This window comes from Paenibacillus sp. 01L418, from assembly GCF_056400045.1.
Genome location: NZ_JBFTSN010000213.1, coordinates 1 through 10,907 on the forward strand (window position 1 = coordinate 1; position 10,907 = coordinate 10,907).

General features: G+C 41.9%; 11 protein-coding genes and 1 pseudogene. 8 read left to right on the forward strand and 4 right to left on the reverse strand.

Annotated elements, in window-relative coordinates; all coding sequences use genetic code 11:
- Positions 1 to 466 (forward strand): annotated as a pseudogene (locus AC1DSE_RS21585) (nicotinate phosphoribosyltransferase); the annotation flags it as partial.
- A gap of 165 nt (positions 467 to 631) precedes the next feature.
- Positions 632 to 1,654, forward strand: a complete 1,023-nt coding sequence (locus AC1DSE_RS21590) for an S-layer homology domain-containing protein (RefSeq protein ID WP_477512498.1) — start codon at positions 632 to 634, stop codon at positions 1,652 to 1,654.
- 49 nt (positions 1,655 to 1,703) lie between these two features.
- On the opposite strand, the gene AC1DSE_RS21595 is transcribed toward AC1DSE_RS21590, so the two are convergent.
- The 4 genes from AC1DSE_RS21595 to AC1DSE_RS21610 form a co-directional block, all read right to left on the reverse strand.
- Positions 1,704 to 2,582, reverse strand: a complete 879-nt coding sequence (locus AC1DSE_RS21595; protein ID WP_477528163.1) for a tetratricopeptide repeat protein — start codon at positions 2,580 to 2,582, stop codon at positions 1,704 to 1,706.
- A gap of 27 nt (positions 2,583 to 2,609) precedes the next feature.
- Entirely contained in the window at positions 2,610 to 3,575 is a 966-nt protein-coding gene (locus tag AC1DSE_RS21600; protein WP_477512497.1) for an ATP-binding protein, read from the reverse strand.
- Positions 3,576 to 4,004: 429 nt separating this feature from the next.
- On the reverse strand, positions 4,005 to 4,238 hold the full coding sequence (locus AC1DSE_RS21605; RefSeq protein WP_477528164.1) for a hypothetical protein: 234 nt from the start codon (positions 4,236 to 4,238) through the stop codon (positions 4,005 to 4,007).
- Between the two features lie 101 nt (positions 4,239 to 4,339).
- Entirely contained in the window at positions 4,340 to 4,753 is a 414-nt protein-coding gene (locus AC1DSE_RS21610; protein WP_477512495.1) for a hypothetical protein, read from the reverse strand.
- Between the two features lie 294 nt (positions 4,754 to 5,047).
- On the opposite strand from AC1DSE_RS21610, the gene AC1DSE_RS21615 reads away from it, so the two are divergent.
- The 6 genes from AC1DSE_RS21615 to AC1DSE_RS21640 all read left to right on the forward strand — a co-directional run.
- The gene (locus AC1DSE_RS21615; RefSeq protein ID WP_477512494.1) at positions 5,048 to 5,959 is read left to right on the forward strand and encodes a Gfo/Idh/MocA family protein; all 912 of its coding nucleotides are present in this window, start codon (positions 5,048 to 5,050) and stop codon (positions 5,957 to 5,959) included.
- 14 nt (positions 5,960 to 5,973) lie between these two features.
- A complete protein-coding gene (locus AC1DSE_RS21620; RefSeq protein WP_477512493.1) occupies positions 5,974 to 6,768 on the forward strand; it encodes an alpha/beta hydrolase in 795 nt (264 codons plus the stop codon).
- A gap of 216 nt (positions 6,769 to 6,984) precedes the next feature.
- A complete protein-coding gene (locus AC1DSE_RS21625) occupies positions 6,985 to 7,353 on the forward strand; it encodes a GntR family transcriptional regulator (RefSeq protein WP_076271901.1) in 369 nt (122 codons plus the stop codon).
- The gene (locus AC1DSE_RS21630) at positions 7,350 to 8,228 is read left to right on the forward strand and encodes an ATP-binding cassette domain-containing protein (protein ID WP_477512492.1); all 879 of its coding nucleotides are present in this window, start codon (positions 7,350 to 7,352) and stop codon (positions 8,226 to 8,228) included. Before AC1DSE_RS21625 ends, AC1DSE_RS21630 begins: the two co-directional genes overlap by 4 nt.
- On the forward strand, positions 8,228 to 8,974 hold the full coding sequence (locus AC1DSE_RS21635) for a hypothetical protein (RefSeq protein WP_477512491.1): 747 nt from the start codon (positions 8,228 to 8,230) through the stop codon (positions 8,972 to 8,974). Before AC1DSE_RS21630 ends, AC1DSE_RS21635 begins: the two co-directional genes overlap by 1 nt.
- Before the next feature lie 152 nt (positions 8,975 to 9,126).
- On the forward strand, positions 9,127 to 10,907 hold a 1,781-nt coding region (locus AC1DSE_RS21640), incomplete at its 3' end, for a histidine kinase dimerization/phospho-acceptor domain-containing protein (RefSeq protein ID WP_477528165.1).

Sequence of the window (10,907 nt, forward strand, 5' to 3'; positions counted from 1 at the left end):
ACTCGGTGGTGTGTACAAGCTTGTCGCGCGCGAGAAAAACGGGAGCTACGAGCCGGTTATCAAAATTTCAGCTAATCCAGAGAAGATATCCACACCGGGGTTCAAGCAGCTTTACCGTATCATTAACACATCAACTGGAAAAGCAGAAGCGGATTATATTACGCTGAGGGATGAGCAGCATGTAAACAGGGGAGAGCGAATTAAACTGTTTGACCCGGTTCATTCTTATATCCATAAATTTATTACTCATTATGAGGCGATAACATTATTAAAGCCGATTTTTACAGATGGCGAATTAGTATATAATATGCCGAGCTTAGATCAAATTCGAAGCTATCATAAGKGACAATTTGAACTATTTTGGCCGCAATATTTGCGTAAGCTCAATGCGGAAGCGTACCGCGTTAATTTAAGTGAAGCGACGTGGGAGCTAAAGCGGGAATTGATACAGAAGCATCAACAATAGCAACAGTATGAATAAAGGACATTTGCCGCACTGAAAGTGCACAAATGTCTTTTGCTATTTATTGTATAGGTTTTATAAGCAGCGGTTTTGTCGAAAATGAAGGGAAATCCACTGGTATTGTTGAATTAATAGCAGATACATTTCATTAAACATGGAGGTACTGGTATGAAAAGAAGGGAAAAAGCTGTTTTGATATGGCTGACAATCTGCTTAATGACGTTTTCATTCGTAATGCCAGCTGCTGCAGCTGAGATTTCGAAGGATAAGTATACATATTCGATTTCGAAGAAATCGGGCGAAGTGAAAGAGACGCTAACGTTCAATGATCTAGGAGATGTATATAAGGATGTTACAATTACTTCGATACTCGTTCCAGAAAAAGCAGTTCTGAGCTATACAGCAAAGGTTGATACTAGCGTTGTTGTATTTGGTTATAGCTTGGTAAATGGTGTTTTGGTTTCGAGTCCAGTACCTTGGACGATAAACGGCAAGAAGGAGCTCGTTAATGCTTTACCAGCTAATACGACGGGAACAGTAACCTTTGATTATGGCGTTCCCTATTATGAATTGTTCATCTTAGATGAGGCAACAGGCGACAGGGCAAGCTACTTCTTTAAGATTGACACGAGTGCAGCCGTAGGCGATCAACCTGATGCTTGGGCAAAGATAGAGGTAGATGAAGCGATATCAGCCGGGCTTATTCCAGCGGAGCTGCAAAACAACTACAAGAAGCTAATCACACGTGCAGATTTTGCGAAAATTATTATTAAACTGCTTGAAGTGGAGAAAAGCCAGACGATTGATGAGATTTTAGCAGAAAAACAAGTTGTCCTGAGCGATAATCCATTTACGGATACGAAGGTTAAAGAAGTAGTAGCTGCTTATTTGATGGGTATTGTCAAAGGTAAAGGAAATGGTAAGTTTGATCCAAGCGGAAGCATCACGAGGCAAGAAGCAGCGGTCATGCTTACGAACACAGCTAAGGTGCTTGGTTATAAGGTTCCAGCTGACGCTTCAGTATTTGCAGACAACAGCATCATAGCAAGCTGGGCTAAGCCGAGCGTTGATTTTGTGTCGATGCATGATGTCATGAAAGGCATTGGAAACAATAAATTCAGCCCAAAAGGCACGTATACGCGTCAACAAGCTTATATAACGATTATGCGGCTGGATATAGTGCTTAAATAATATAGGCATGGAATCGAGTTGAGAAAAAAAGAAGGTGAGCACAAGCTGCTCACCTTCTTCGTTTCCAGCCAAACACTTTTACATGCACGAGCAGCCTTGTAATCCAGTGCGTCGCGACATAAAGAATAATAAATAATATAACGAGCGGCTTAAAGACAATCCAAATCACAATCCAAATGAGAAGAACCTGCCAGGGCTTTAGCTTTTTCAAGAGATTTCCCGGCAAAAGCATGATCCGATAAAATTTATAATTTTTTTGCAGTCCTTCGAGAAACTCCTGACGAATTTGTTTGTCTTCAGGATCTAATCTAATCGCGTTCTTGAGCATGAGCAGATAATCATCGTAATCGTTCCGTCTTTCTGCTGACCATGCCAAATATAAGTAAACCATATCAGACTCAACATCAAGCCGCAAAGCTTGATTAGCCAGCATTTTTGATTCGGCAAAATGATTCAACAACGCTTCGTTATAGCTTAAGTTAGCGAGATACAATGAATYTTCAGGAGAGATTTCAAGTCCTTTCAATAGCAAATCCCGGGCTTCTTCATACCTTCTCGTTTTATTGTATATGTTAGCCAGCAAGAAATAATAATGTGGTTCATAAGGATCAATTCGCTGTCCTTCGGCAATCGATTCCAAGGCTGCTTTCCAATTTTCCATCGAATAAAAAGCATTGCTGCGAACAAACCAGGCTAATTCATTTTCCGGGTCGCGTTGAAGCGATTGTTCGGTCCAGTGAAGGGCTTGATCCAGATTATCCATGTATAGACTAACTTGCCCGAACAGTGCATAGGCATAGGGGTCCTCGGGAGTATCCTGAATTAGCGCAAGCGCCTCAACAGAAGCTTCCTTAAACTTTTTCCAACCCATGAGCTGTTGTATTCGCTCGTACCGTTTACTGGTCATTTCCTCTTCTATTTCCATCATAACTATGTCTACCTCGCTATATCGGATTTATTTCAAACCGCTTTGTTTCATATAATCGAGAACGATTTGATAGTCCTGATTAATATCGCTGAACGTAGCATAGTTTTTGGCTGTGGCAAACCAATCGAGAGTAGTCGCCTTTCGGTTTTTCGCAGCTTTTTTCAAATCGTCCTGCGATATGGGCTGAATTTCTCCAATATCGAGTGTACGCTCCAGTGCGCTCTCTACGGCATCCTTCACGATTTGCTCCAGATCCGCTCCTGAGTAATGTTTGGTCTCCTTCGAGATTTTATTTAAATCAAGCGAGGAAAGCGGCTTTCCAGCTAGCTTTAGCTGCAGGATGGTTGTACGCTCCGATTCTTCAGGCGGCGGTACAAAAATCATATGGTTAAACCTTCCTGGTCTGCGCAGTGCGGAATCAAGGTACCAAGGCGTATTCGTCGCTCCGATGACAAATACTTGATCATTGAACGTACGAAGTCCATCGAGCTCCATTAGAAGCTGATTGACAAGTATGCGGTCATGATGCTGACGCATCTGATTGCGGCTGCCGCCCATCGCGTCAAGCTCATCAATAAAGATGACGCACGGTTTATTTTCCCGAGCTTTCTCAAAAATGTCATGCAAATTGTTTTCGCTTTGACCGACGTACATGCCTAGAATAGCTTGCAGCTCAATGTGCATGAAATTAGCATCTATTTCTCCAGCAACCGCTCGTGCAAGAAAGGTTTTGCCGCAGCCTGGAGGCCCGTAGAGCAGAAGGCTGCCGCCCGCTTCTTTGCCGTAGGCTGCAAACAGCTCAGGCTGCTTCAATGGCAATATGAAATTCATGCGTATTTTTTTCTTAACATCCTCAAGCCCGCCTACGTCCGCAAAGGTTTCCTCAGGCTTTTCGGATTCAACTAAATCTTTACCGTTATTATCAAATCGAAGCACCTTCAGCTTACTGCGGCGTCGATCAGCAAGATCATCACGGTCGTTATGGTCGGACATGGTCATCATCCTTTTTAAAACAAATTTGCTACTAGTGTACCAAATTTTGAGAGTTTACAGTGTGTTTTTATATAGAAATGTAATAGAGTAGGATTTCTCTTGTGAATTTTATGGATTCAACTTCCAATACATCTCAACTGGACAATGTTGTTGGGAATAGCTCTAGAAATTAGCCCTATTTCCGCCAAGCAGAGCAAATTCGCAAAAATAGAACTAAAAACTAGTCTAATTTTCATTACTTGTCCTCCAATATGCTTCAAATGCACGAAGTCGTTGGGAATAGCTCTAGAAACTAGCTCTATTTCCGCCAAACAGATCAAATGCGAACAAATAGAACTAAAAACTAATCTAATTTTCATAACTTACCCGCCAATATGCCTCAAATGCACAATTGTTAGTAGCGAGCTAATGTGTTTATTATTTCTAGGTTTATATAATCAATTGAGCAACTTTCGACGATATGCGGTAGGTGCGTATGCGTGTATGCCCAGATGCTTGCTCGAGCAGTCCTTGCTGCAGCAGATGCTGCAAGTATTTACGTGCTGTGCAGTGGCTGACACCTAGCAGATGCTGCGCTTCCTTGGGAGTAAAGGTTGATCCCCGCTCACGTTGCTGTCCCCATCTTAGGAGTTCTCGATAGGATGCAGGTAACGGTAGAGCCAACTTTTCGGAGCTTCCGAGACCATACAATTTCCCGAGCAACTGTTGAAGAAACTGCTGGCATTGTCTAGGCCGCTCACCGATGTCGTCATAGGAGAAACGCACTACAATCCAGTTATCCAGCACAAGCTGGTTTTGGCGAAAGCGATCATCTGAAAATTTTCGTCGAGACGCTTGTTTGTGATGCGGCCCGTATCCGTCAATTTCGATAGAAATTCRATATGGTGGGCGAACATAAGCAAAGTCGAGAAAGCGGCTGCCATAGCGATAATCATTGATCCCATATTCAGGATGCAATAGTCAAAGCTGCCGAGTACAGGCCACCATATATGAATTGCAAATAGCTGCTCGCCATGATCATCGCGCTCTTCTAATCGGCGTCTGCGTTCACTCTTAGTTTTGCGCAGTTCAGAATGCATCGCAATCCACCTCGTGTATGCTTGTTTCACTGTGTCCAAATGAACCAATCCACCTTCATTCCCACTAACAGATACAAAACGATTCACCATACGTGACATCCCACCCCATCCTCATAAAATAAAAAAAAACCGCCCCACCACGAACAAATGTCCGAAGTACGAGCGGTGTGCTTCACCTAAATGAATTGTAGCCGAGCAGCGTTCAACTGTCACTAGACTTAAACAACCTATTCGCATGAGTAGCTGGATTTATTTTTCAGGTACTATAATTTTCGTATTCAAATGCCAGCCCACGCAAATAAGTGTATAGTTTAGGGAGCGAGTTAAATGGATTATTGCTAATAGCTTGATGTATTCCTTTTAATAATGAAACTTATGAAGAGGTGGTTGAAAATGACCAAACCGCGTATTGGTATGGTTGGACTTGGAGGAATTGCACAAAAAGCCTATCTTCCTATTTTATCGAAAGCTGTAGACTGGAATTTTGTTGGTGCTTTTTCACCTAATGCAGAGAAGCGTGCAGTAATTTGTGAGCAGTACCGAATTTCATCCTATGGAAGCTTACTTGAGCTGGCTGACCGCTGCGATGCTGTTTTTGTACATAGCGCTACTGACACTCATTATGAGGTAGTGTCAACTCTGCTCAAACAGGGTAAGGATGTATATGTGGATAAACCGCTGGCAGCTACTTTGCATCAGGCAGAGCAGCTTGCGGAGCTCGCAGAAAAGTTTGGCCGGAAGCTGATGGTTGGCTTTAACCGTCGTTTTTCTCCTTTATACATAGAAGCAAAGAACCGAATGACAGACACGGCATGGGTTCGGATGGAGAAACATCGGACGAATTCAGTTGGTCCACAAACCGCAGATTTTACGATGCTGGACGATTATTTGCATGTAGTTGATACAGCACGCTGGCTTGCAGATGGGAAGGCGACTGTGATGAACGGCGTCGTTAATGTTAACGAGCATAATCAGCTGCTTTATGCACAGCATCACTACAGTACATTCGGTGGTTACACGTTATCGACTGCGATGCACCGACATGCAGGAACGAACTTGGAGCAGCTCGAAATTGTATCGGCAGGCGAAATTATTCGTGTAAAAAATATGAGTTTGCTCGAAGTAGAGCGTGACGATACAGTAACACAAACGTTGCCGCCATCTTGGCAAACGACTCTGAAACAACGAGGTTTTGAGGATGCTGTTCTTCACTTCATTCAATGTATCGTACAAGATAAGAGTCCAAGCGTGAATGGTGAAGAAGCTCTGGAATCACAAAAGCTGCTAATGAAGATGCTGGAATAAAGGGAGTGCACGAAATGAGTCACGATTCAAAGGCATTGGCAAAACCGAAGCAAGCGCGAAAAAAGAGGGTGCTTATATGGACGTTAGCCATTGTTTTGGTATTACTATTGTCACTGGCTGTCGCGTATCAAATGATGGTTTATTCACCATCTGCTGAGGCAAAAGCTGCCATGAAGAGCGATGAACAAGTTACGGTCAGCATTGGACAAGCAGGCTATCGCTTTGAACCGACCGCTGGAGCAGCCGGGATTGTTCAGCCTAATGTTATTTTTTATCCAGGTGGATTAGTAGATCCAAAAAGCTATGCACCTTTAGCTCACAAGCTCGCTGACGCTGGCCACCGTGTATACATTGCAAGTATGCCGCTTAATCTTGCTTTAATGGGGCAAAATAAAGCGGATGATTTTATTGCTGAGCATCCAGAGGAAAGTTACGTTATAGGCGGCCACTCGCTTGGCGGTGTTTTTGCTTCACGATATGCTGCGGAGCATTTGGATCAACTTAAGGGTATCTTTTTCCTTGCGGCCTATGCAGAAAAAGCTGGAACTCTTGAAGATGCTAAGCTGCCAGTATTGCAAGTCACTGCGTCTAATGATGGCGTGTTGGATTGGGAGGCATGGGGCAAAGGAAAACGGTATATGCCTAGCTCAACGCAGTATGTCACGATTGAAGGAGGGAATCATGGTCAATTTGGTTCCTATGGCACGCAAAAAGGGGATCGACCAGCAAGCATTAAGCCGGAGGAGCAGCTGGAGCAAGTAAGCAAGGAGCTGATCGGATGGATGAAGGGAATTCAAGCAACCAAATAACGGACTGTCCAGTTACTCGGACAAACGTACTGCTTATCATAAGAGGACAAGAAGCTGTCTCACGGTTAATACCCGGAGGCAGTTTTTTTTGTTCTCAACGTTTAGCCTCAGAGGTCTGTATCACATGCTGTAATGAAATAGGCTTGACATTTATTGGTCACGGTTGTATGGTTAGTTACATAACTAATGAACCATGTAACCTAAAGGGGTGATGACGTGTTTGATGATCGAAGTCCCATTTACCAACAAATAGCAGACAAAATTAAAGACGACATCATAAGCGGCATTTTGCAAGAAGATGAGCAGGTCATGTCAACAAACCAGTATGCTGCGTTTTATCGTATAAACCCTGCTACAGCAGCGAAAGGCTTTCATTTATTGACGGAGGAAGGCATTTTGTATAAGAAAAGGGGAATCGGCATGTTTGTAAATGGCGAAGCTAGGCAATTGCTGCTGGCACAGCGCAGAGATCGTTTTTTCGAAGAGGTCGTCGATCAAATGCTTGCGGAAGCTGAGAAAATTGGTGTCCCTCTTGCAGATATCATTGGTCGCATCGAACAAGTGAAAGGGAGGACTGACGTATGACGCTAGGTATCGAAGTGAATCAATTGGGGCAGCGTTATGGATCATTTTCAGCGCTACACAATATTTCGTTCAAGCTCGAGGGTGGCAAAATATACGGTTTGCTCGGTAGAAATGGTTCTGGAAAAACCAGTCTATTATCGATTATAGCATCCTATCGACAGCAATCAGATGGTGAAATATCGATAGATGGTGAAGCGCCATTCGAAAATGCACGCATCATGGAGCAAGTATGCTTTATCCAAGAAAGCGGCCATATGCCGGACACTTTATACGTTCGTGACGTATTAAAGCTTTCGGCTAGCTGCTGGCCCAATTGGGATACAAACTATGCGGATCGACTCATTCGTCACTATGAGCTCCCGATTAAGAAACGTATATCTACCCTTTCGAGAGGAATGAAGTCGGCGCTTGGCGTGACGATTGGCCTTGCTAGCCGCGCACCGGTTACGATTTTTGATGAGGCTTATCTTGGCATGGATGCTCCGTCCCGCTATACCTTTTATGAAGAGCTGCTTAATGATTATATGGAAACGCCTCGTACTTTCATTTTATCTACGCATTTAATTGAGGAAGTAGGCAATTTGTTTGAAGAGGTGCTTATTTTGGATAAAGGTCGCCTAATCATGCATGAGGAAACAGATGCGCTGCGGGCGCGCGGCTCATCTATAACTGGACCGAGTGAAAGCGTGGATCGTTTTGCAGAAGGATTGACGGTGCTTGGGGAGCAGAAGCTTGGTAAAACGAAGTCAGTTACTGTGTTCGGAGAGCTCACTGATGTGAAGCGCAAGCAAGCATTAGCAGCAGGGCTTGAGCTTGGTCCTGTATCACTGCAAGATTTATTCGTTCATTTGACGAAGAAAAGAGGGGATGAATAATGAGCAGCAAGAGAAAACATCCCGTGCTTAATGTGGCACAGCATATGATGTACACCTTTCGTTGGACGATCTTTTTTTATTGGGTCATATTTATTCTGATCTATATTGGTATAGGCGTTTTAACGAATGCTGAGGCTATAGTAGGACCTGATTTTGAAGGGCAAGAGGTTTGGGAAAGCACGACCATATCGCCGAGAGTATTTCTGCTTGTCATTGGCATACTGCTGACCCCTGCATCGCTCGCAAGTTTTGTTTCCAGTGGAGTAACGAGAAAGCACTTTATTGGAGGTGTGAGTTTAGTACTAGTCCTATTTTCAGCTATATTCGCCCTTATATTAACGATAGGGTATCCTGTCGAGCAGTTCATTTATGACAAGAACAATTGGACATTAGAGCTGAACAATCCGCATTTGTTTTCTTCTTCTTTAGAGCTCGGCTGGATCTTTTTTGAATATTTCTGTTTGTTCTTTGCCTACTTTGGCAGCGGTTGGCTCATTGGCTCCGGATTTTATCGATTTAATTGGAAGATAGGCGTACTAATTTCAGTTGCTGCCCTGCTGCCAATGATGGCGATGGAGGCTGTTCTATCGTCAGACTGGATAGGCAATCTATTGCAAACGGGATTAGAGGTAGAACGAGCATCGCTAGCAGCAGTCATTATTCTTGCCTTTGCTGTCATGCTGTGTATTGTAGCCTTGAATTTTATGATGCTTCGCCGTGTATCGATAAGAAAAAAGTTATTTTAATCCAAGTATTCAAGCCGTTTCCAAAKATCGTAATGATCTTTGAAAACGGCTTTATTTATTTTGTCAACAACCAAATTTTTGAAGGAGGCTTATCGAACATTGTCGAAATATAGTATGATATGAGCATTAACATTATCGAGTTTTTGAGGTGTATGATGAAAGTACTACGTAAATTTTTGTTGATCTTCGTGTTTTTGCTCTGTATTGTTACTCCTTTTTTTGCTACGGCTTCTTATGCTGCTACTTTCCAAGCATTAACGAATGAACCAAATATCAGGATAACAGAATGGGAAATGATCTGGGAGGAGAATCCATCTGGAATTTCGGATCATAGTGAATTTCTGGAGAAAAAAGGCGCTTGGATCCCGTTTACCTACGGCGATCCATTACCTACTAAGCCTGCTAATATTACATCGGCATGGTTGAGATTTAAACTACCTGAATTTTACTTTTCAAGACCCGCTCTATTGATTAGCAGTCTTACTGCGAAGGATGTAATGATTTTTATTGATAATGAACTCGTATATAAGTCTGATCGTAATTATCCATATAATAGGAATGAGATTTTATTATCTTTAAGCTCGTATGAATCTAATAAAATGGTATACGTCTTTCTTCATACAGATGCAGACTGGCTAGGATTAAAGAAGCAAATCTTAGTTGGCGAGAATCAAACGCTCAGTAAAGATTTTTTGAAGCACGATATGCTGGATGTTGTATTGGGAGCAGCCCTTTTGTTCGTTTCATTGGCTATGTTCCTTATTATTATTTTTTTGAGAAAACCATATTTAGCTGGATGGAGTTCTCTGTGCGTAGTTATTTTATCAATCGGTTTAATGATCCTCTCATATTCACCTTATCTACATACTATATACGGGGAGTATGGATTTTATATTTACTATCTATTCGATTTAGCATCAAGCCTATTGATGCCTGCTATTTATTTCTTTTTCGAAAAGATTTTTGGAAGAGGCCCTTATGGGTTAATATTATTGTTTAGAAGGCTCCAGGTTATTATTTTAATTATAACAGTTATATTATTGTTTGCTTCTTTTATATCAGTTGAGATCAAAACTATGTATACTATGGTTACTATAATATCTTTCGGTGGCTCAATAATAATTGGGAATTTGCTTCTCGTCGGCTTGCTTATAAATTATTGTTTTCAAGGAAATAAAGAAGCTATTGTTTTAACGACTGGCTTCGGAATCTTCTCAGCAGTCGGGGTATCCGAAGTTATTTGGTATTTTATCAAGGGTATGAGCTATGATTTGTTTTTCTGGAAATGGGGCATTCTTAGTTTTATTGCTGCACTTGTTGTGATTCTTGCAAGGAGAATTTTAGAAAACTACGAACAGGTTGTTAAATATTCAAAACAACTTGAAGTGTTTAACAATGATCTTCAACGGTCTGAAAAAATGGAAATCATTAGTCAGTTAGCAGCTTCAGTAGCTCATGAGGTTAGAAACCCGTTGCAGGTGACGAGAGGTTTTTTACAACTTCTTCGTGAGAAAACTACGAACGATAAGGAACAAAGTTTTATGGTACTTGCAATAGATGAATTAGATCGCGCATCAGAGATCATAACTGATTTTCTTACGTTCGCCAAACCACAGCTTGAACAAACAACGCTTTTAAATATTTCAGAGGAGCTTCAACAAATTGAAGGTATACTGGTTCCTCTTGCTACAATGCAAGGTGGAGTAATCAATGTTGAGTTGGCAAATGACTTATTTGTAAGAGGTAATTCATCAAAATTTAAGCAGGCTCTAATAAATATTATTAAAAATAGTATTGAAGCACTGGACAAAGAAGGTGTTATATTAATTAGAGCTTATATGGATAATTCTAATAATGTCGTTATTTGTATAAAAGACAACGGTGAGGGAATGAATGAGGCTGATCTCGCAAGATTAGGAGAGCCGTATTATTC

What these genes read in the sequence shown, in the direction of transcription:
- AC1DSE_RS21635 (WP_477512491.1), top strand. Translation starts at nt 8,228, where the DNA reads ATGAGCAGCAAGAGAAAACATCCCGTGCTTAATGTGGCACAGCATATG.
- AC1DSE_RS21600 (WP_477512497.1), bottom strand. Translation starts at nt 3,575, where the DNA reads ATGTCCGACCATAACGACCGTGATGATCTTGCTGATCGACGCCGCAGT.
- AC1DSE_RS21590 (WP_477512498.1), top strand. Translation starts at nt 632, where the DNA reads ATGAAAAGAAGGGAAAAAGCTGTTTTGATATGGCTGACAATCTGCTTA.
- AC1DSE_RS21615 (WP_477512494.1), top strand. Translation starts at nt 5,048, where the DNA reads ATGACCAAACCGCGTATTGGTATGGTTGGACTTGGAGGAATTGCACAA.
- AC1DSE_RS21620 (WP_477512493.1), top strand. Translation starts at nt 5,974, where the DNA reads ATGAGTCACGATTCAAAGGCATTGGCAAAACCGAAGCAAGCGCGAAAA.
- AC1DSE_RS21630 (WP_477512492.1), top strand. Translation starts at nt 7,350, where the DNA reads ATGACGCTAGGTATCGAAGTGAATCAATTGGGGCAGCGTTATGGATCA.